Annotated in this window: 23 protein-coding genes and 1 riboswitch; of the genes, 12 read left to right on the top strand and 11 right to left on the bottom strand. The window is 69.6% G+C overall.

The genetic code is table 11. From position 1 onward, the window contains the following. Positions 1-338 precede the first annotated feature (338 nt). Positions 339-567, top strand: a riboswitch (cobalamin riboswitch). A 130-nt stretch (positions 568-697) separates the two neighbouring features. Genes METRZ18153_RS0119450 through METRZ18153_RS0119405 form a run of 10 tightly spaced genes read left to right on the top strand, consistent with a single transcriptional unit; the run spans position 698 to position 10,695 of the window. Next, positions 698-2,563 (top strand): TonB-dependent receptor domain-containing protein, encoded by a 1,866-nt coding sequence (locus METRZ18153_RS0119450; RefSeq protein WP_020166311.1) that lies wholly within the window; start codon positions 698-700, stop codon positions 2,561-2,563. Between the two features lie 31 nt (positions 2,564-2,594). Next, positions 2,595-3,617 carry a FecCD family ABC transporter permease gene (locus tag METRZ18153_RS0119445; RefSeq protein WP_020166310.1) on the top strand — a complete coding sequence of 341 codons (1,023 nt, stop codon included), beginning with the start codon at positions 2,595-2,597 and terminating at the stop codon, positions 3,615-3,617. Then, positions 3,614-4,390, top strand: a complete 777-nt coding sequence (locus METRZ18153_RS0119440) for an ABC transporter ATP-binding protein (RefSeq protein ID WP_020166309.1) — start codon at positions 3,614-3,616, stop codon at positions 4,388-4,390. Before METRZ18153_RS0119445 ends, METRZ18153_RS0119440 begins: the two co-directional genes overlap by 4 nt. A 23-nt stretch (positions 4,391-4,413) precedes the next feature. After that, positions 4,414-5,013: a cob(I)yrinic acid a,c-diamide adenosyltransferase gene (gene cobO, locus METRZ18153_RS0119435; protein WP_020166308.1), complete on the top strand. Its 600-nt coding sequence runs from the start codon at positions 4,414-4,416 to the stop codon at positions 5,011-5,013. A gap of 35 nt (positions 5,014-5,048) precedes the next feature. Beyond that, positions 5,049-6,311 carry a cobyrinate a,c-diamide synthase gene (locus METRZ18153_RS0119430; protein ID WP_020166307.1) on the top strand — a complete coding sequence of 421 codons (1,263 nt, stop codon included), beginning with the start codon at positions 5,049-5,051 and terminating at the stop codon, positions 6,309-6,311. A gap of 3 nt (positions 6,312-6,314) precedes the next feature. Continuing rightward, positions 6,315-6,980 carry a 5,6-dimethylbenzimidazole synthase gene (gene bluB / locus METRZ18153_RS0119425; RefSeq protein ID WP_020166306.1) on the top strand — a complete coding sequence of 222 codons (666 nt, stop codon included), beginning with the start codon at positions 6,315-6,317 and terminating at the stop codon, positions 6,978-6,980. After that, the gene (gene cbiB / locus METRZ18153_RS0119420) at positions 6,959-7,927 is read left to right on the top strand and encodes an adenosylcobinamide-phosphate synthase CbiB (RefSeq protein ID WP_020166305.1); all 969 of its coding nucleotides are present in this window, start codon (positions 6,959-6,961) and stop codon (positions 7,925-7,927) included. The genes bluB and cbiB overlap by 22 nt, the downstream gene beginning before the upstream one ends. Next, the gene (gene cobD / locus METRZ18153_RS0119415) at positions 7,924-8,928 is read left to right on the top strand and encodes a threonine-phosphate decarboxylase CobD (RefSeq protein WP_020166304.1); all 1,005 of its coding nucleotides are present in this window, start codon (positions 7,924-7,926) and stop codon (positions 8,926-8,928) included. Before cbiB ends, cobD begins: the two co-directional genes overlap by 4 nt. Before the next feature lie 52 nt (positions 8,929-8,980). Further along, on the top strand, positions 8,981-9,862 hold the full coding sequence (locus tag METRZ18153_RS0119410) for a cobalamin-binding protein (RefSeq protein WP_020166303.1): 882 nt from the start codon (positions 8,981-8,983) through the stop codon (positions 9,860-9,862). Then, entirely contained in the window at positions 9,859-10,695 is an 837-nt protein-coding gene (locus tag METRZ18153_RS0119405; protein WP_020166302.1) for an ABC transporter substrate-binding protein, read from the top strand. The genes METRZ18153_RS0119410 and METRZ18153_RS0119405 overlap by 4 nt, the downstream gene beginning before the upstream one ends. Here METRZ18153_RS0119405 and METRZ18153_RS0119400 read toward each other — a convergent pair. Both METRZ18153_RS0119400 and METRZ18153_RS0119395 read right to left on the bottom strand, forming a co-directional pair. Further along, a complete protein-coding gene (locus METRZ18153_RS0119400) occupies positions 10,683-11,330 on the bottom strand; it encodes an OmpW/AlkL family protein (RefSeq protein WP_029143887.1) in 648 nt (215 codons plus the stop codon). The genes METRZ18153_RS0119405 and METRZ18153_RS0119400 overlap by 13 nt on opposite strands. A 283-nt stretch (positions 11,331-11,613) precedes the next feature. Then, a complete protein-coding gene (locus METRZ18153_RS0119395; protein WP_020166300.1) occupies positions 11,614-11,919 on the bottom strand; it encodes a hypothetical protein in 306 nt (101 codons plus the stop codon). Between the two features lie 220 nt (positions 11,920-12,139). Between METRZ18153_RS0119395 and METRZ18153_RS0119390 the strand changes: the two genes are divergently transcribed. Then, complete coding sequence (locus METRZ18153_RS0119390; RefSeq protein ID WP_020166299.1) at positions 12,140-12,451, top strand: Rieske 2Fe-2S domain-containing protein; 312 nt, start codon at positions 12,140-12,142, stop codon at positions 12,449-12,451. 200 nt (positions 12,452-12,651) lie between these two features. On the opposite strand, the gene METRZ18153_RS0119385 is transcribed toward METRZ18153_RS0119390, so the two are convergent. The 3 genes from METRZ18153_RS0119385 to METRZ18153_RS0119375 are packed head-to-tail and all read right to left on the bottom strand — an operon-like array spanning position 12,652 to position 13,572. Further along, on the bottom strand, positions 12,652-13,110 hold the full coding sequence (locus tag METRZ18153_RS0119385) for a YaiI/YqxD family protein (protein WP_020166298.1): 459 nt from the start codon (positions 13,108-13,110) through the stop codon (positions 12,652-12,654). A gap of 2 nt (positions 13,111-13,112) precedes the next feature. Continuing rightward, positions 13,113-13,301 carry a hypothetical protein gene (locus METRZ18153_RS0119380; protein ID WP_020166297.1) on the bottom strand — a complete coding sequence of 63 codons (189 nt, stop codon included), beginning with the start codon at positions 13,299-13,301 and terminating at the stop codon, positions 13,113-13,115. Between the two features lie 7 nt (positions 13,302-13,308). Next, positions 13,309-13,572, bottom strand: a complete 264-nt coding sequence (locus METRZ18153_RS0119375) for a hypothetical protein (protein ID WP_020166296.1) — start codon at positions 13,570-13,572, stop codon at positions 13,309-13,311. A gap of 44 nt (positions 13,573-13,616) precedes the next feature. On the opposite strand from METRZ18153_RS0119375, the gene METRZ18153_RS0119370 reads away from it, so the two are divergent. After that, complete coding sequence (locus METRZ18153_RS0119370) at positions 13,617-14,159, top strand: YaeQ family protein (protein WP_020166295.1); 543 nt, start codon at positions 13,617-13,619, stop codon at positions 14,157-14,159. 10 nt (positions 14,160-14,169) lie between these two features. On the opposite strand, the gene METRZ18153_RS0119365 is transcribed toward METRZ18153_RS0119370, so the two are convergent. From METRZ18153_RS0119365 to METRZ18153_RS0119340, 6 genes are all read right to left on the bottom strand, one after another. Then, the gene (locus tag METRZ18153_RS0119365; protein ID WP_020166294.1) at positions 14,170-14,463 is read right to left on the bottom strand and encodes a type II toxin-antitoxin system RelE/ParE family toxin; all 294 of its coding nucleotides are present in this window, start codon (positions 14,461-14,463) and stop codon (positions 14,170-14,172) included. After that, positions 14,460-14,702: an addiction module protein gene (locus tag METRZ18153_RS0119360; protein ID WP_043364338.1), complete on the bottom strand. Its 243-nt coding sequence runs from the start codon at positions 14,700-14,702 to the stop codon at positions 14,460-14,462. Before METRZ18153_RS0119360 ends, METRZ18153_RS0119365 begins: the two co-directional genes overlap by 4 nt. A 93-nt stretch (positions 14,703-14,795) precedes the next feature. After that, a complete protein-coding gene (locus METRZ18153_RS0119355) occupies positions 14,796-15,419 on the bottom strand; it encodes a Clp protease ClpP (protein ID WP_020166292.1) in 624 nt (207 codons plus the stop codon). Between the two features lie 88 nt (positions 15,420-15,507). After that, complete coding sequence (locus tag METRZ18153_RS0119350; protein ID WP_020166291.1) at positions 15,508-16,527, bottom strand: hypothetical protein; 1,020 nt, start codon at positions 16,525-16,527, stop codon at positions 15,508-15,510. 57 nt (positions 16,528-16,584) lie between these two features. After that, positions 16,585-17,112 carry a DUF3617 domain-containing protein gene (locus tag METRZ18153_RS0119345; protein ID WP_020166290.1) on the bottom strand — a complete coding sequence of 176 codons (528 nt, stop codon included), beginning with the start codon at positions 17,110-17,112 and terminating at the stop codon, positions 16,585-16,587. Continuing rightward, the gene (locus tag METRZ18153_RS0119340) at positions 17,109-19,823 is read right to left on the bottom strand and encodes a DUF2339 domain-containing protein (protein ID WP_020166289.1); all 2,715 of its coding nucleotides are present in this window, start codon (positions 19,821-19,823) and stop codon (positions 17,109-17,111) included. Before METRZ18153_RS0119340 ends, METRZ18153_RS0119345 begins: the two co-directional genes overlap by 4 nt. Between the last annotated feature and the right edge of the window lie 12 nt (positions 19,824-19,835).

Raw genomic sequence — 19,835 nt, 5'->3', positions numbered from 1 at the left:
TCGGAAAACCCTCTCCTCAGTTGTGGCGCGCGGGACTCTTGTGGGAGCGAGCTTGCTCGCGATCGGGCGGCTGCCCAGCGCTGCAGGATTTTTCGCGCCGCATCGCGAGCAAGCTCGCTCCCACTGAACCCGCGTCGTCCCGTGGGAGCGACCACTGGTCGCGATCTCAGCCGCTGCACCGACAGGACTTCGGCGATGGTCGGATCGCGAGAATCCTCGCTCCGACGTCCCCCGGGTCGTGGAGGAAACCCGCGGCGGACCTCGGCGCGAGGCACCCACCCGGCCCGCCGGTTTGGGCCTTCCGCCGCCCGGTGGTATCGTGCGCGCCGGTGCCGCTGTGGCGGTGCCGCATTCGAGGTGCCCTGTGCCGCGGCACAGGGTTAAACGGGAAGCAGGTGAGCGAGCTCTGCTCGCAAGGCCTGCGCTGCCCCCGCAACGGTAAGCAGATTCGATGCACGTTCATGCCACTGGGCCCTGTGCCTGGGAAGGCCGTGCATCGCGACACGCGGCACACCGCCCGTCGTCGCAGCTGCGAGCCCGGATACCGGCCCCGGATGCACGAGCGGTCATGCCCGGGGTGCGGCATCGCGACGGATGCGGCCTGCTGCCGGCTGCCTGCGTTGTTGTCCCCTGTGCCATGACTTCATGAGACTGCCGTCGTTCGGGGACGGGCGACGGCTGCAGGGAGCACATAACAATGCACAGCCTTACCTCGGTCGCCGCGCTGCTTGCCGGCGCCGGCCTTCTTTCCTCTCCGCTGTATGCCCAGACGCATGTGCTGGAGCCTGTCGTCGTCACCGCTACCCGCGTCGAGCAGCGCGTGTCGGACACCTTGTCCGACGTCAGCGTCATCGATCGTGAACAGATCGAGGCGGCCGGCCAGTCGACGCTGACCGAACTGCTGGCGCGCCAGCCGGGTGTGCAGATGAGCGGCAACGGCGGTGCCGGTGCCAGCGTCGATTACTTCATCCGCGGCAGCGACTCGCGGCAGACCGTGGTGCTGATCGACGGCGTGCGCGTCGGTTCGGGTTCCAGCGGCACCGCCGCGCTGCAGTACCTGCCGCTGTCGCAGATCGAGCGCATCGAAGTGCTGCGCGGTCCGGCCTCCGCCGTATTCGGCGCCGACGCGATCGGCGGCGTGATCCAGATCTTCACCCGCCGTGGCGACGATGGACTGCAGGGCGAGGCGTTCGCCGGCGGCGGCAGCTACGGCACCTCCGAGGGCAGCGCCAGCCTGCGCGGCGGCGATGGCCGCTGGCGCTTCGCACTGGGCGCCGGCGTGACCAGCAGCCGCGGCTTCAGTTCGACCAGCCCACGCATCAATGAAGGCGTGTCGGTGGCGCGGCGCGCCCACAACCCGGATCACGACGGCTACCTGAACCAGAACTTCAGCGGCAGCCTGAGCTTCACGCCGCACGCAGGCACCGAGATCGGCGTCAGCGCGCTGGCCAGCAAGGGCTACAACGAGTTCGACTCCGGTCTGAGCTTCCCGAACACGCGCAATGATTTCGACAACGACAGTGCGACCATCTATCTGACCCACGCGTGGAACGACGCCCTGTCGACCACGTTGCGCAGCGGCCGCTCGGTCGAGGACTTCATCAGCTACGCCCGCACCTCACCGCTGGGCAACCATTTCCGCACCGAGCAGTACAACCACGCGCTGGAGGCACGCGTGAAGCTGCCTCTGGGCACGCTGTTCGGCAGCGTCGAGCGGCTGGAGCAGGACGTGCTGTCGACCACGCCGACCGCGGTGAACATCGACACCGAACGCAAGATCGACTCGCTGCAGCTCGGCTGGTCCGGCGCCATCGACCGCCACAGCCTGCAGCTGAATACCCGCCACGACCGCTACAGCACCAGCTCGCAGCACAAGACCACCGGCAACGTCGCCTACGGCTATCGGCTGACCGATGAATGGCGGCTGCATGGCGGTTACGGTACCGCCTTCCGTCTGCCCACTTTCAACCAGCTGTTCTTCCCCGGTTTCGGCAATCCGGATCTGGCGCCGGAGTCGTCGCGCAACAAGGAGGCCGGCGTGGTGTGGCAGCGCAAGGGCTCGCGCGCTGCGCTTACCGCCTACGACAACAAGGTGCGCAACCTGATCAACACGGTCACCGTGTCGCCCGGCGTGTCGGAGGCGCGCAACGTCGGCGAGGCGCGTCTGCGCGGCCTGACCTTCGACGGCTCGACCTATCTGTTCGGCCACACCGAGCTGCAGGGTTCGGTCGACCTGCTCGACGCGACCGACCAGGACAGCGGCGACCGCCTGCAGCGGCGCGCCGTGCAGACCGGTCAGCTGCGCGTCATCCAGCACATGACGCGCGGCCGCGTCGGCATCGAGATCCAGAGCACCGGCGACCGCTACTCGAACGCCGACGAGACGCGCCGGCTCGGCGGCTACACGCTGCTGAACCTGTTTGCCGTCTGGAAGCTGTCACCCGAGGTGGCACTTGAAGCACGCGTGAACAACGTGACCGACAAGGACTACACCACCGTGTTCGGCTACAACATGGCCGGCAGCAGCGTGTTCGCCGGCCTGCGCTACACGCCGCAGTTCTGAACGCGGCCGAGCTGACCGGTAAACTCACGCGATGAGCAGCCACCCGCCCGCCACCACCCTGCCGTCGCCGGTCGCACTGCGCGCGCAGCGGCGCCGCGTATGGGTGCTGCCGGCGCTGCTGCTGGCGCTGGGCGCGGCCTTCGCGCTGGCGCTGGCGGTGGGCAGCGTGGCGGTCAGTGCAGCCGAGCTGTGGCAGATCGCGACCGGCGGCGACGCCGGCATGGCGGGCGACATCGTGCGCTCGCTGCGTCTGCCGCGCGCTTTGGCGGCGGCGGCCTGCGGTGGCCTGCTGGCGCTGGCCGGCGCGCTGATGCAGGTGCTGCTGCGCAATCCGCTGGCCGATCCCTATGTGCTGGGCATTTCCGGGGGCGCCGCGGTCGGCGCCTTGCTGGCCATGCTGGTCGGTGCGGCCGGCCTGCTGCTGGAGCTTTCGGCCTTCGCCGGTGCGCTGGCCGCGATGGCGCTGGTATTCGGGCTGGCGCACGGAGAGGGCAGTCGCACGCCGACGCGCCTGCTGCTGACCGGCGTCATCGTGTCGGCGGGCTGCGGCGCGGCGGTGTCCTTCATCCTCGCGGTGGCGAGCGAACAGTCGCTGCGCGGCATGCTGTTCTGGCTGATGGGCGACGCCAGCACGGCCAGCCGTCCGGGTGTGGCGGTGGCGGTGCTGGGCGCCGGGCTGATCGCCTGCGCGCCACTGGCGCGCGACCTCAACCTGCTGGCGCGCGGCGATGGCACGGCCCAGGTGCTGGGCGTACCGGTGGTTCGCCTGCGTCTGGTCGTCTATCTGCTGGCGTCGGCATTGACCGCGATCGCGGTCACCACCGTCGGGTCGGTCGGCTTCGTCGGCCTGGTCGTGCCGCATCTGATCCGGCTCGCCTTCGGCAACGACCAGCGCCTGCTGCTGCCGGCCAGCGCACTGGCAGGTGCCACGCTGCTGCTGCTGGCCGACACCGCCGCGCGCACCGTCATCGCCCCGGCGCAGCTGCCGGTCGGCGTGCTGACCGCGCTGCTCGGCGTGCCGGTGTTCCTGTTCCTGCTGAACCGTCACCGATGAGCGCCGTCCCGACCCTGCTCGCGCGCGGCCTCGACGTGTCGGTCGCGGGGCGCGCGCTGTGCACCGGCCTCGACCTCGACCTGCGGCCGGGCGAACTGCTGGCCATCGTCGGCCGCAATGGCATCGGCAAATCCACGCTGCTCACCACGCTGGCCGGGCTGCGCCCGCCGGCTGCCGGCACGCTGACACTGGAAGGCCGCGCGCTCGCCGACTGGCCGGCACGCGATCTGGCGAAACGACGGGCACTGCTGGCGCAGTCGCAGGAGGACCACTTCGCCTCCACCGTGCTCGACACCGTGCTGGTCGGTCGCCATCCGCACATCGGCCGCTGGGCCGACGAGAGCGACGCCGATGTCGACATTGCGCTCGCTGCGCTGGCGGCCGTATCGCTGCGCGGCTTCGAACTGCGCGAGGTGCGCACGCTGTCCGGTGGCGAGCGGCAGCGGGTCGCGATCGCCGCGCTGCTGGCACAGCAGGCGCCGCTCTGCCTGCTCGACGAGCCGGTCACCCACCTCGACCTCGATTACCAGATCGAGACGCTGGAGCTGTTCGCGCGCCTTGCGCGCGACGAAGGCCGGGCAGTCGTGGCGGTGCTGCACGATCTCAATCAGGTGCTGCGCTTCGCCGACCGCGCGCTGCTGCTGACCGGCGGCGGCGAATGGGTATGCGGGCCGGTCGACGCGGTGCTGCAGGCGGAGGTGCTGTCGCGCGCCTTCTGCCATCCGCTGAAGGAATTGCGCGACGACGCCCGGCGCTATTTCGTGCCGGCGTGAGGACAGAATGAGTGGAGGATGTGATGAGCGATCTTGACGAACGCCATGAAGCGCGCATGAAACGCAAGAAGGACGTGGTGGACCAGGCCATCGCCGCGGCGCAGGTCGAGCGCGGCGTGCTGGTGGTGAATACCGGCACCGGCAAGGGCAAGTCCAGCGCCGCCTTCGGCGTGGTCGCGCGCGCGCTCGGCCACGGCATGAAGGTGGGCGTGGTGCAGTTCATCAAGGGGCGTTCCGACACCGGCGAGGAGGCCTTCTATCGTCGCCAGCCGGACGTGCAGTGGCATGTGTCGGGTGAGGGCTTCACCTGGGAAACGCAGAACCGCGCGCGCGACGTCGCCACCGCCGAAGCGGCCTGGGAACAGGCGCGCGCCTTCCTGCGCGATCCGGCCATCGGCCTGGTCGTGCTGGACGAATTGAATATCGCGCTGAAGTACCACTACCTCGACGTCGCCAACGTCATCGCCGACCTGCAGGCGCGGCCCGCCATGCAGCACGTCATCGTGACCGGCCGCGCGGCGCCGCCGGAACTGGTCGAGGCTGCCGACACGGTGACCGACATGGCCATGGTGAAGCACGCCTTCAAGGCCGGCGTGAAGGCGATGCCGGGGCTGGAGTGGTGAGCGTGCCGTCCGCAGTCCGGCACTGCCCGGCACTGATGGTGGCCGCGCCCGCATCAGGCCAGGGCAAGACCACGGTGGTCGCCGCACTGGCGCGGCTGCACCGTTCACGTGGCCGCCGCGTGCGCGTGTTCAAGTGCGGGCCGGACTTCCTCGACCCGCAGATCCACGCGCAGGCCAGTGGCGCGCCGGTGTGCAATGTCGACCTGTGGATGACCGGCGAAGCCGACATCGCCGCGCGGCTGTATGACGCGGCCGGCGAAGCCGACCTCATCCTGGTCGAATCGGTCATGGGTCTGCACGACGGCAGCCCGTCCAGTGCCGACATCGCGCGCCGCTTCAATCTTCCAGTGCTCGCAGTGATCGACGCGCGCGCGATGGCGCAGACCTTCGGCGCGCTGGCGTACGGCCTGAAGCACTACCGCGACGGCGTGAACCTGACGGCGGTGATCGCCAACCGGGTTGGTTCGGCCCGCCACATCGACATGCTGCGCGACAGCCTGCCGGCCGATATCGCCTGGTACGGCGGTCTGCCGCGCGACGAGCGCATCGCGCTGCCGGAGCGACACCTCGGCCTGCTGCCTGCGGCCGAGATCGAAGGGCTGGACGCCCAGCTCGACATCGCCGCACAACTGCTCGGCGCCTCGACCGCGGCCGACCTGCCGCCGGCGGTCGCGTTCGCACCGGTCGAACGCGCGGCTCCGCCACGCCTGCTCGACGGCGTGCGCATTGCGCTGGCGCGCGACGACGCCTTCTGCTTCATCTACCCGGCCAACCTCGACTGCCTGCGCGCGCTCGGCGCCGAACTGGTCGAGTTCTCACCGCTCAATGATGCCGCGCTGCCCGCCTGCGACGCCGTGTGGCTGCCCGGCGGCTACCCGGAGCTGCACGCGGCACGCTGGGCCGCCAACACCGCGATGCACGCCGCGCTGCGCGCCCACGTCGACGCCGGCCGGGCGCTGCTGGCCGAATGCGGCGGCATGATGAGCCTGTTCGATACGCTGACCGACAAGGCCGGCGTCAGCCACGCGGGCGCCAGCCTGCTGCCGGGCGCGGTGCGCATGCAGACGCGGCTGGCCGCGCTCGGCCTGCAGCAGGTCGACCTGCCCGAAGGCCGGCTGCGTGGCCACACCTTCCACTACTCGACCGCCGATACGTCGCTGTCGCCGTTGGCGCGTGCACGGACGCCGGACGACCGCGAGGGCGAGGCGGTGTATCGTCGGGGCCGGCTCACCGCGAGCTATCTGCACCTCTATTTCCCGTCCGCTCCGGCCGCGGTCGCCGCGCTGTTCGGACGCTGAACCATGACAGCAACGAACGACGCCCACCGTTACCCCGACGACGCCCGCGACGCGCTCTACCGCGCCATCGCGGAGCGGCGCGACATGCGCCACTTCAGGCCCGACCCGGTCGATCCGGCGGTGCTGCGTCGCCTGCTGTGGGCGGCCCATCACGCGCCCAGCGTCGGCTACATGCAGCCCTGGCGCTTCGTGCGCGTCACCGACCCGGCGCTGCGCCGCTCCATTCACGGGCTGGTCGAGGAGGAGCGGCTGGCCACCGCGCGCGCGCTTGGCGAGCGCGAGGACGAATTCATGCGGCTCAAGGTCGAAGGCGTGCTCGACAGCGGCGAGCTGCTGGTGGTCGCGCTGTGCGGCGGACGCGAGCAGCACGTGTTCGGCCGTCGCACGATGCCCGACATGGACGTCGCTTCCTGCGCCTGCGCGATTCAGAACATGTGGCTGGCGGCGCGTGCCGAAGGGCTGGGCATGGGCTGGGTGTCCATCTTCGATCCGCTGAAGCTGGCGGCACTGCTGCAGATGCCCGACGGCGCGCGACCGCTGGCCGTACTGTGCATCGGCCACGTCGATGCGTTCTACGAAGCGCCGATGCTCGAACTCGAAGGCTGGGCCAGCCGGTTGCCCGAAGGTCTGCTGATCGGCGACAACGTGTGGCCGGAGCGCGCGCCGTGAATGCGCTTCATCCCTTCGTCGTGCTGGCGCTGTGCGCCTGCGCCGGCGTCATGCTCGACCGCCGTTTCGGCGAACTGCGCCACCTGCATCCGCTGGTCGGCTTCGGCCACCTGGCCGGCTGGCTGCAGACGCGGATGAATGTGGGCGCGTGGCAGAGCCGCCCGCCGACCCGGCTGACCGGTCTGCTGGCGTGGGCGCTGGCGGTGCTGCCGCTGCTGTCGCTGGCCTTGTGGCTGCGCGGTCTGGGCCTGCCCTGGCAGCTGGCGACCGACCTGCTGCTGCTCTATTTCGCGCTTGGCGCGCGCAGCCTGGGCGAGCACGCACACGCGGTATCGCGCCCGCTGGCGGCCGGCGACCTGGTCGAGGCGCGGCGGCGCGTCGGCTGGATGGTGAGCCGCGACACCTCGCAGCTCGATGAAGCCGGCGTTGCGCGCGCCGCCACCGAATCGGTGCTGGAGAACGGCAACGACGCGGTGTTCGGGGCGCTGTTCTGGTTCCTGCTGCTGGGCGGGCCCGGCGCGCTGCTGTTCCGGCTGGCCAACACGCTGGACGCGATGTGGGGCTACCGCACGCCGCGCCTGCGCTACTTCGGCTGGGCGGCGGCGCGCATCGATGACGTGCTCAATTTCGTCCCGGCGCGGCTGACCGCGCTGAGCTATGCGCTGTGCGGTGCCACGCGCAGCGCGCTCGCCTGCTGGCGTGCCCAGGCGCCGGCATGGGACAGCCCGAACGCGGGCCCGGTCATGGCGGCCGGCGCCGGCGCGCTGCATCTGTCGCTCGGTGGTGCAGCGGTCTATCACGGCGCGGTCGAACAGCGCCCGCCGCTGGGCGAAGGGGCGGCGCCGGGCGCTGCCGACATCGACCGCGCCGTCACGCTGGTGGCCAGCGCGTTGCGCCTGTGGCTCACCGTGGCGCTGCTGCTCGCCCTCGGAGTGCATCTGTCATGACACCCGCCCGCCCGCTGCATGGCGGCCGCCTGCTGGTCGCCGCCGATCGCTATGGCATCGCACCGCAGGACTGGATGGACCTGTCGACCGGCATCAATCCGCAGCCCTGGCCGGTGCCGCCGGTGCCGCAATCGGTATGGCAGCGTCTGCCGGAGGAGGACGACGGTCTGGAGGCGGCAGCGGCGGCCTATTTCGGTTGCGACGCGTTGCTGCCCCTGGCCGGCTCGCAGGCGGCGATACAGCTGCTGCCGGCGCTGTTCCCGCACAGCCGGGTGGCGATCCTTTCGCCGACCTATAACGAGCACCCGCACGGTTGGACCCAGGCCGGACACGCGGTGCGTGCGGTCGCCCCGGCCGAGGTCGAGGCGGCCGTGGACCACACCGACGTGCTGCTGCTGGTGCAGCCGAACAACCCCTGCGGCACGCTGTTTCCGCCGGACCAGGTGATGGACTGGCAGGCGCGGCTGGCCGCGCGCGGCGGCACGCTCATCGTCGATGAAGCCTTCATCGACGCCACGCCCGACGCCAGCGTGGTGTGTCACGCCGGCCGGCCGGGCCTGATCGTGCTGCGCTCGCTCGGCAAGTTCTTCGGCCTGGCCGGTGCGCGCGTCGGCTTCATGTTCGCCGAACAGTCGCTGCGCGACGCGCTGGCGGTGCGGCTCGGACCGTGGCCGGTGGCCGGCCCGTCGCGCTGGGTGGCGCAGCGCGCGCTGGCCGACCGCGACTGGCAGGCGCAGCAGCGCGCGCGGCTGGCGGTCGAAGGTGCGCGGCTGGAAGCGCTGTTGCGTGCGACCGGCTGGGGCGAGGTGAGCGGCTGCGTACTGTTCCAGCGCGTGCTGACCGCCGACGCCGCGGCGCTGAACGACGCCTTCTGCCGGCGCGGCATCCTGTTGCGCCATTTCGACGCTCCGGCTGCCCTGCGTTTCGGCTTGCCGGCGGACGAGGCGCAATGGCAGAGGCTGGAACAGGCGATCGACGACATACGGACAGCCGTCCAGTAGGAGCGGTCTTCCGACCGCGACCGCGCCTGCGCGATATTCGAGGAATGAAGGGATGAAGAAGGCATTGTTTCTGCTGTTCGCTGCGCTGGCCCTGCCGGCCGCGGCCGAACTGAGGCTGACCGACGACGCCGGCCGCACCGTCGTACTGGCCACGTCGGCGCAGCGCATCGTCAGTCTTGCGCCGCACGTGACCGAACTGCTGTTCGCCGCCGGCGCCGGCGGCAAGGTGGTCGGTGCGACCCAGTACAGCGACTACCCGGAGGCGGCGAAGACGATTCCGCGCGTCGGCGGCTACACCTCGGTGGACATGGAAGCGGTGGTGGCGCTGAAGCCGGATCTGGTGATCGTTTGGAAGAGCGGAAACCGCAACCAGCAGTACGACAAGCTGGAAAAGCTCGGCATACCGGTGTTCGTGAACGAGCCGCGCAGTCTGGACGACGTGGCGCGCGCGATCGAAACCTTCGGCCGCATCGCCGCCACGCCGCGCGAGGCCGACGAGTCGGCGCGTGCCTTCCGCGCGCGGCGTGACGCGCTGGCGAAGCAATACGCGGCACGGCCGCCGGTCGCGGTGTTCTACCAGATCTGGAACAAGCCGCTGATGACCATCAACGGCCAGCACCTGATTTCCGACGTGATGGCGCTGTGCGGCGGGCGCAACGTGTTCGCCGGCCTGCCGATACTGGCGCCGACCGTGACCGAGGAGGCGGTGCTGGCGGCGGCACCCGACGTCATCGTCGCCAGCGGCATGGGCGAGTCGAGGCCGGAGTGGCTGGATGCCTGGCGGCGCTGGAGCGCGCTGCCGGCGGTGAAGGGCGACAACCTGTATTTCATCCCGCCGGAAATCCTGCAGCGGCACACGCCGCGCATCCTCGATGGTGCGCAGAAGCTGTGCGAACAGCTGGAGCAGGCGCGCCAGAAGGCGGGCCGCAAATGAGCGGCGGCGATCTGCGCGGAGATCCGTATCCTAGGCGCATCGCCTGCCTGTGTACCGAGGCGGTCGAGGTGCTGTACGCGCTGGGCGAAGCGGACCGCATCGCCGGCATTTCCGGCTTCACCGTTCGGCCGCCCGAAGCGCGCCGTGACAAGCCGAAGATCAGCGGCTTCTCGTCCGGCAAGCTGGAACGCATCCTCGCGGTCGAACCGGATCTGGTGCTGGCCTTCTCCGATCTGCAGGCCGACATGTGCCGCGATCTGGTGCGCGCCGGCGTCGAGGTGCATGTGTTCAACCAGCGGTCGATAGCCGGCATCCTGCGCATGATCGTGACGACCGGCGCGCTGGTCGGCCGCGCAACCGAGGCGCAGACGCTGGTGGACGACCTGCGGCGTGGGCTCGATGACGCACGTGTTCGCGGCGAGGCGCGCATCGCCCGCCACGGCCGGCGGCTGCGCGTCTATTTCGAGGAGTGGGACGAGCCACTCATTTCCGGCATCCGCTGGGTGTCCGAGCTGATCACGCTCGCTGGGGGCGAGGACGTGTTCGCCGATTTCGCCACCCGCCACAGCGCGAAGGAGCGGCGCATCGAGGACCCGCCGACGGTGGTCGCCCGCGCGCCGGACATCATCATCGGCTCGTGGTGCGGCAAGAAATTCCAGCCCGAGCACGTGCGTGCGCGGCCGGGCTGGGCTGAGGTGCCGGCCGTCGCCCACGACCGGCTGTACGAGATCAAGTCGCCGCTGATACTGGCGCCGGGCATCGCCGCGCTGACCGATGGCCTGGCCGCGCTCGAGGCCTGCCTCGACGCGGCCGCCGCCGATCAGAAGCGGTAACCCAGACCGACCGACAGCAGAACCGGGTCGATGTCCAGCCTGGTGACCGGAATGCCGGCGCCCTTGACCGATATGTCCGTGTCTATCTTCACGTACTTGGCGTCGAGGTTCAGGAACCACTGTGGCGCGAGCTGGATGTCGACGCCGATCTGCGCCGCCCAGCCGACGCTGCTGCGGTCCACCTTCAGCGGCACGCTGCCGCCGAGCACGGTGCCGGCGTCCAGCTTCACGCCGGAAAAGCGCGTGTAGTTCAGGCCGACGCCGGCGTACGGGCGCACCGTGCCGGTCGGGTTGAAGTGATACTGCAGCGTCAGCGTCGGCGGCAGGTGCTTGACCGAGCCGATGTCCACTCCGCCCAGTTCGACGTCATGCTTCTGCGGCACCGTCAGGATCAGTTCGGCGGCGATGTTCGGCGTGAAGAAGTAGCTGATATCGACTTCCGGGAACAGCTTGTCTTCCGCCTTCACCTCGCCGAGCGCCGGTACCACGGCGGTGGTCGAGTTGTCGTTCGACGGGTCCATGTGCAGCGCGCGCACGCGTACCAGCCAGTCACCTTCGGCGGCCTGCGCGCCGCCTGCGAACATGAATGTCGATGCGGCGACTGCCGCGATGCCTGCCCAGCTCTTTGTTGTCATGCCGATCTCCCCCGGTTTCGACATCCGCGGACACGGATGCTGAATCACTGTAGGAAGTGCGGGAGACGACGAAAAATTGGTTTTTTTGCAGCAGGAATAGCGTCGGACTTATGGCCGACCGCGCGGCGGAGAAGCCTGAACCCGGGAGATGCCGGCACGGAGTGCGCTGGCGGAAGTCTTCTTATGACCCGGAGATCAGGGCGGGATGATGCGTGTGCTGCGGGGTGCTGCGCTCACGGCCCGGCAGGTCCGGGAAAAAGAACCGTGTGTGAAACTCAGGCGATCAGTGCGCCATCCGCACGCCGTTGTGCACCCGGGCCAGCACCTTGCCGTCGGACCACGCGAACGGCGCCGACGGCTCGCTCGCCTGCAGGCCCTGTTCGGCATGCATGCGGTCGACCAGCGTGGCGATCGCGGCTTCGAGGCTGGCCTGCGGGTCGTTCGATGCGTCCTCGAAGCGGTCGATCGAAATTTCCGGGCCTTCCTCGTCGTCTTCCAGCATCTGCACGATGAAGATTTCTTCCTTGCCGGGCCGGCCATGCACCGTTGCGCGGTAACGGTCGCCCCGATAGAGGAACTCACGAACCATGTCTGCTTCTCCTCAAGAGTGGTTGGGGTGACCCGTCGCTGGCGTCACGGGTCGATGCGCAGACTACGCAGCGTCGCGACGATGTTTCTTGCGCCAGATCAACACATCGACTGCGCCAGTGGGTGCGCAACTTGCTGGGTGTGCGGACAAGGCCGGCTCTGCGCGTTTCCCGTCGGGAAGCACACGTCGCCGTGTCGCATCCGTCGCGAAGGAACCGAATATGGGCTACACACCGGTGTGCAAGCAGAAAATCCTGTACGAGGGCGAACTCGTGCCCTGTCGGGCCGATGGTCGCGAACTGCTCATCATGTGGCCGGACGGCGGTCAGCCGCGCGCCTTCGACGCCGCCTGTCCGCACGAGGACGTGTCGCTGGCGCGCGGCGTGTTCAACGGGCGCACGCTGATCTGCATCGCCCACGGCTGGGTGTTCGACGGCCGCAATGGCGCAGGGCTGTCACCCACCGGTTGCGAAATGACCGAATACCCGATGCGCGTTGTCGACGGCATGGTCGAGGTCGATCTGCCGGATTGAGCCGGGGTTCTATGGGAGCGAACTTGCTCGCGATTGCGGCCGGGATCGAAGCCCGCGGCCCGCAGCGGCCTGTCGCGGGCAAGGCCGCTCCCACAGGGGATGCGCGCGACCCACGGCCTGAGCTCGAGCCGGGGCTCTGTGGGAGGGGTCTTGGCCCCGACAGCAGCCGGCATCGAAGCCCGCGGCGCGAAAAATGCCGCTCAGCGGCCTGTGCGTCTGGCCAGGAAGCCATCCAGCGCGGCGGCGAAACTTCGGCTGTCGGCGGTGGAGAACGCCGACGGCCCGCCGCTCATGACGCCGCTGTCGCGCAGGTCGTTCATCAGCGCGCGCATCTGCAGCCGCTCGTGGATGGTGCCCGGCGCGAACCACTCGCCGCGCGGTTCCAGCGCGTGCGCACCGCGCGCCAGCACCGCCGCCGCCAGCGGAATGTCGGCGGTGATCACCAGATCGCCGCTGCCCACCGCCTCTTCGATGTAGCGGTCGGCCGCGTCGAAGCCGTGCGCCACCTGTACGGCGCGGATGTGCGGCGACGGCGGCACGCGCAGCAGCTTGTTGGCGACCAGCGTCAGCTGCAGGCCGGTGCGCGTGGCGGCGCGGAACAGGATGTCCTTGACCGGTGCCGGGCAGGCGTCGGCATCGACCCAGATGGCCGGCGCCATGCTCACATCAGCCACCACAGCAGCAGCGCCAGCGTGACGAAGAAGCCGAACAACGCCACCGCCTCTTCGCTGTGCGGCTCGCCGCGCGGCGGCGGATAGCGCCCCAGCGTCAGCACGCGCAGCGTGAGCCAGCCGGGCAGGTAGAACAGCCCGACCGTCACCAGATTGAGGACGAAGATGGCGCGCAGCACGGCGGCCTCAGTCGAGCGCCTTGCGCAGCAGTTCGTCGACCAGATCGTTCAGCGACACCTGGCGCTCGGTTGCGAGGTCGCGCAGGCGCGCCGCCAGTTCGGCCGGTATCTTCACCGCGAACGGCACCAGACCGCGCTCGGCATCGAGCCGACGCTGTTCCTTGCGGTCCACGACCGGTGCTGCGCCCAGCGCGCTTTTTGCCCCGGCGGCGTGCTTCATCTGCGCCACCACCTTCAGTCTTTCGTTCTTGTACAGATCGGTTTTCTTCACGTCGGTATCCTGTGCGGTCTTTCGAATCGCGCACATTGTCGGCCATGGCTCTGAAATCCACCATCTACAAGATCAAATTGAACGTGTCCGACATGGACCGGCCGCATTACGGCGAGTACGCGCTGACCGTCGCCCGCCACCCGTCGGAGAGCGACGAACGCATGATGGTGCGCGTGCTGGCCTTCGCGCTGCACGCCGACGAGGACCTGCGTTTCGGCCGCGGCCTGAGCACCGAAGACGAGGCAGACCTCTACGCCCAGGACCTGACCGGCGCCATCCGGCTGTGGATAGACGTCGGCCTGCCGGACGAGCGCCTGGTGCGCAAGGCGGCCGCCCGCGCCGAACAGGTGGTGGTGCTGAACTACGGCCGCACCGCCAACCAGTGGTGGGAACAGTCGAAGGCCACGCTGGCCAAGCTGTCCAACCTCACCGTCTACCGCCTGTCCACCGCCGACAGCCAGGCGCTGGCCAGCCTCGCGCAGCGGGGGGCCGACCTGCAGTGCATCGTGCAGGAAGGGCAGCTCTGGCTGGGCGACGACGGCGCGATGCTGCAGCCGTCGCTGGAGAGGGTGTTCGGCCGCGGGTGACAATCGTGGATCAGCGTCGCTGCGCCCAATACGCCGGGCGGCGGCGCTGGTGGGCGATCGCCTGCACGATGATTGCGTCGGACGTGATGCGGTAGATGACCGAGTATGGGAAACGCTTGATCGGCAGAGCGCGCATGCGCGGGGAAACCGGCTTGCCAAGCTCGGGGTGCGCCAGAATCATGGAGGCCGTGTTGTTGAACTGTTCCACGAAGGCGGCCGCAATGCGTGCGCTGGCCTGCTTCAGGTAGTAATTACGCGCCTCAGTCAGTTCGTCCAGTGCGGGTTCAAGCAGGATGACCTTCATCCGGCGGCTTGGCCGGGAAGGCCAGCTCGCAAGCGGGTCAGGGCATCTTCAAGGCTGATTGCCCCGATTTCACCGCGGTCATGCGCATCAGCGCGACGCTCGGCCTCCGCAATCCACTCGGTGAGGGTTTCATCCTCTTCATCGAGGCTGGCCAGCAGACGTTCGGCGAGATGGACTCGGTCCGCCTGCGGCAACTGCATCAAGGTCGCCTCAATGGTTTCAAGGGTGGAGGGCTTCACGTGAGAACTCCTTTGGCGCTGCGCTATGCGCTGAATCATAGCAGTCGCTCCATCTACTTCTACTCACGGACGATTTTATGCTCGGGACGCTTCTCAACCCTTCTTCGCCACGCTGCGCCGGACAGCCTGCGCCTGAGCGCGCTGCATCCGCATCAGCCGCTGGCGCACGCCGTCGGAGTCCATCCACACGTCGCTGCCCTTCAGGATGCGGCTGATTTCGCTGTCGCTGAGGAAGGGCGAGCAGAGCCGGGTCGTCATCTTCTCGAACCAGCTGCTGACCGCGGCCACCTGCGCCTGCTGCTCGCTGCCGCGACCATCGAGGCTGCCGGTGTAGGTGTGGAACATGAGCTGGCAGTTGTCGTGCACCACCAGTTCGTCGCCGCTGAGGAAGATGAAGGCGGCCATCGAGAAAGCGCGCGCTTCGAGCACCGTGACCACGTGCGCCTCGGAGGCGCGGATGTTGTTGATGATCTGCAGACCGGTGTCGAATTCGCCGCCCGGCGAATTCAGGTGCAGATAGATCAGATCGGTCTCGGCCGCGGTGCGCAGCGTATAGAACAGATCGGTGTAGTGGTGCGGCTCGCGGATCTCGCCGCACAGATAGTAGGAAATCTGATGGATGGGCATCTGCCGTTCGTAGCGGGCGAGACCGCGGAAAGGTTCGGCGTCCGTCATTCCGTTCTCGTCGTCGTCCGGCAGTGCGGGGTGGCGCGGCATCGTGAAATCCTCCGTGTGCGCCCGGATTATCGGTCGTCCGCCATGCCGTTACCAAGCTGCGCTGCGGCACGGCGGGCGCTCGGCCCGACTACGGTGGGTATTGCGCGCCGACCCGGAAGAACTCCTTGATCAGGAAGTCCTCCAGTTCCTTCTGATGTTCCGGTCGCGCCGACAGCACGACGGTGCGGCCCAGGCGCAGCGATTCCCAGTTGAAGTTGCCGCTGTAGTAGCGGCGTATCAGCTCGATCATGCGCTGCACGACGGCGCGTTCGATGTCGCCGTTCAGGCCGGCGTCGACCTCGATGAATTCGCGCCGCGCATTGCCGGCGTCGGTGGTCCAGCCGCGGAACACGAAGGCGGCCGTGCGCACGCTCTTGCGGGTGATCTGGAACACGCCGTTGGTGCCCGGCTGCTGCAGATTGCGCTTGATGTTGGCGGCGGCGATGTCGTCGGCCGACGGGCCGCGTTCGCGGGCGCGCGCAGCGGCGTTCTCGCCGGCGGCGGCCTCTTCGGCAAGTCGGCGTTTTTCGCGCTGGGCGGCGACGAAGGACGCCATATCGGTCGGCGCGTCCGGTGCAACGGCGGGTTTGGGCGGCGGCGGGGCAGGGGCGGGTTCGGGCACCGGCACGCGGGCGACCGGCGGTTCGGTCGGCGCTGGTGGCGCCTTGCGGGCCTTTTCGCGCTTCTTCTGCGGCGGCTGCTTCTTCGGCTGCGGTGCCGGCGGCGTCGGTGCGGCGGCCGGAGGGGGCGCCGACGCCGCCTTGCGCGGTTCCTCCGGCGTGATCATGCGCACGCTGATCGGCTGGTTCGCGCTGAGTGGCTGCTCCGGTTCCGCCTTCGGCCGCATCACCCACCACAGCGCGAGCGCGTGGATCAGCAGTGCCAGCACGAGGGCAATCAACCCGCTGGGGCGGACGCGGAAATGCAGGCTGGTGTCGCCGAGTGGACCGGTCTCGACGCTCAGCGAGAACGGTGCGAGGCTGTCGGCCCGCCGGCGGTTGCGCGGGTGTTCGGGGTGTGCGGCGTGCATGGGCTGTTCAGGCGGCTGCGGACGGGCGGGCTGTCCGGTCGCGTCCGCCAGTGGCGTCCGCAGCAGTGAGTCCTTCATTCCTGTTCAGCGTTGGGTCTGCAATCGGGTGAAGCGTTGGGTCGGACAGTCGGCGGGTCAGCGGGCGGTCGGTTTGACCGCGCCGCAATCGGCGGCGATCCAGCGCGCGTCGGTGTCAGCCTTCATCGACCCCTCAGCCGACTGCATGTTCATTTTCGACGTGAAATGGGTCGGACTGTCGATCACCGCCTCGAAGTCGCCGCTGGCTTTCGGATTGGTGCAGCTGATCTTGCCCTTGACCGATTTCGCGGTGTTCGTGACGTTGCTGTAGGAGCAGCTGCCATCGTTCTTGCCGGAGTAGATGTCGCTGCGCTTGGCGTCGTCCGGCGTGATGCAGACGCGGACCGCGCCGCCGCTGCCCATGGCCACGCCCTGCGCGGCCATCTGCTGTTCCATCATCTTGCGCGCTTCCGGCGGCATCTTCTTCATTTCTTCCTGCATGCGCGCCATCTGCGCCGACATGTCGGGCATGCCCGGCATGCTCATCGCCGACTTGAATTCCCACAGGCCGGGCTTGATGTCGGCGGCGTGCGCCGGGCCGAGTGAGGCCAGCGCGAGTGCGGCAGGAACGAGCAGTCCTTTCATCGGGTGTCCTCTCCATCTGGAAGCGTGCCGGGCGGCACCGGTGCGGCGTAACTGGCAATCAGGATGAGCGCGCCGATGCCCAGCAGCGAACCGGTCCATTCGACCGTACCGGCGCCGGCCAGGTCGATCATCAGCATCTTGGCGCCGACGGCGGCCAGCAGCGCAAAGCCGGCAAACCACAGCGTGCGCGTACCGCGTCGTGTCGCGTACACCATCAGCGCCAGCGCGCTCAGCGCCCAGGTCAGCGACAGCGTCGCCTGCAGAAGGGTGGATTGGAACATGGCGGTGGCCGACCACGCCACCCCGGCGAGGTGATGCACGCTGCGGGCCGCCAGTGCCGACACCCACAGCAGGCCGGCGGCGCCGACCAGAGGCACCGGCAGCAGGCCGCTGCGCGCCAGCCACAGCAGCGCGGCGACGCTGGCCAGGTCGAGCGCCGACGCCAGCGGCAGATAGGGCAGGGCGGAGCCGCCGTCGTGGCCGAACTGCAGCGCGACGACCGTCAGCAGCAGAAGGCCGGCGACCGGCCACAGCACGGCGCGCGCATAGGCCTCGGGGGCGGCGGCCAAGGGCCAGGCGTCCGTCTGCTCCTCGTCGTGCAGTGCGGCGTGGAGTGTGCGGCCGGCAATGAGCCAGACGAGGATCCAGGCAAGCCAGCCCCACAGGTCCTGCCCCGGCAGCCAGTCGGCCAGCCAGCCGCCGGCTTCGATGCCGACCGACAGCAGCAGCGTCCACGCGGTGGCGATGTGGCGCGGGGTGTTCAGCAGCGCCGCGCCGTCGTCGTCCTGCCGGCGCAGCACCCACAGATGGGTGGCCCAGGCCAGCGGCAACGCGAGCGCCATCGCACCGTACAGCAGGTGCCCGTGCTGGTCCCAGCCGAGCAGGCTGCCGGCCCACAGGACGGGCAGCGTCAGCGCCGCCAGCGCGCGGGCGGTGATGAAGTCGCGTCCGCGGCCCTGCTGTTCGGCGAAGGCGGCGCTGGCGACGCCGAACAGCAGCGCGATGGCCGGCTGCAGGTCGTGCGGCACGAAGTCGTCGATGTCGGCCAGGCCACCGAACAGCCACCAGCCGGCCAGCCACAGCGTGAGCGCTTTCGGCAGCCAGTCGGCGCCGGCGCCGGTCTGGCGCAGCACGCGCACCGAGGACAACGCGGCACCGGCCAGCAGCAGGCAGCCCAGCGTGCGGCCGTTGAGCAGCGGCCAGGCGACGGTCAGCGTGTCGAGCGAGGCGGCGAGCCAGAAGCCGGCGGCGCCCTGCAGTGCGGCACCGGCCCACAGCGTCAGTCGCGACGCGCGGGCGCAGCCGTACCACAGCGCCGCCGCGCCTTCGACCGCGTAGATGGCGGCGGTCATCTGCAGGTCGAACGCCAGCGGCACAGCCAGCGTCAGCAGCGCGGCGCCGATGCCGGCGTGGGCGCGGAAGGTGAGTGTTTCGTCCGGCGCGCGGCTGCGCAGCAGGCCGGCCAGTCCGAGGTAGTACAGCCCGGCCAGCGCGGCACTGATCGCCGCGCCGTACTCATAGGGCTGGACCAGTGCCGCCTGCAGTACGCCGGCGGCCAACGGCGGGCCGAACAGCAGGCTGCCGGACTGCCAGCCGGCGGCGCCCGGCGCGCGCAGCACGGTCTGGGCGACGTGGGTGGCCGTGAACAGCACGAAGAAGGCGATCAGGAAGCCCTGCACCACCAGGTAGTCGTCCGCCACATAGCTGCGCAGGCCCCAGCCGGCGCCGACGGCGAAGGTGAACAGGAAGCCGGCGAAGATGAGCGCGCGCCAGGCGCGCCGCCAGCTCAGCGCGATGATGAATGCGTCGAGCAGCAGGTAGTAGCTGAACAGCACGACGTACTGGCCCTGCCCACTGGACGCCAGCATCGGCGCGACGAAGGCGCCGGACAGGCCAAGCAGCGCCAGCACCTGCGAGCTCTGCCGCGCGGCGCTGACCGCGCAGGCGACGCCGAGCGCGGCAAAGAGCAGGAAGGCGGGCGCCGGCCCGATGAAGCCGTAGCGCGCCAGCGCGAAATAGACCGCCAGGTAGAGCAGCGCGAAACCGCCGCCCTGGATCGCCAGCGCGAACATGCGGCGCGGTCCGTCACCGGGCAGACGCAGGCCGAACCCGATCATCGCCACGCCGGTGGCGACGGCGGCGGCCAGCCGCAGCTCCGGCGGCAGCCAGCCGGCCTGGGCGGCCAGGCGCAGCGCCGACGCGACGCCGAAGAACAGTACGATGACGCCGATGCGCGCCAGCGGGTTGCTGCCCATCAGGCGCGACCACAGTGCGGCGAGCGGACGGGCGATGTCGTCGCGTTCGGCAGCGTCGGCTGCCGGCGGCAGCGGGCGCGCGGAGACGCGTACGCCCTCCGCGTGCAGCGTGTCGAGCGGTGCGGCCTGTGTGCTGACCGAAGCCGGCTCGACCGCGGCCGCGGCGACGGCCGGCGCTGCTTCGGTGCCGGCCGTTGTCGCCGCTTCGTCCGGCACCGCGCTCGTGGCTTCCGGGCCGGCTGTCGCCGCCGGCCGCGCCTTCAGCGCTTCGTAAAGCCAGCGCGTCTTGTCGTCGAGTTCGCGCAGGCGATCCTGCACTGCGCGTTCGCGCGCGGCGGTGCGCGCCGACACCCACAGGCCTGCAGCAAGGCCGGCGAGGGCGCCGAAGAAGGCTTCGACCTCGCCGTGCGCGGCGCCGGCGATCAGACCGAGAATGCAGAGAATGGCGGTCAGCATCGGCGCGCTCCG

It is taken from the genome of Methyloversatilis discipulorum, assembly GCF_000385375.1.
GTDB lineage: Bacteria > Pseudomonadota > Gammaproteobacteria > Burkholderiales > Rhodocyclaceae > Methyloversatilis > Methyloversatilis discipulorum_A.
The sequence above is the reverse complement of the archived record's forward strand: the minus strand, read 5'-3'. Positions and strand labels throughout refer to the sequence as shown.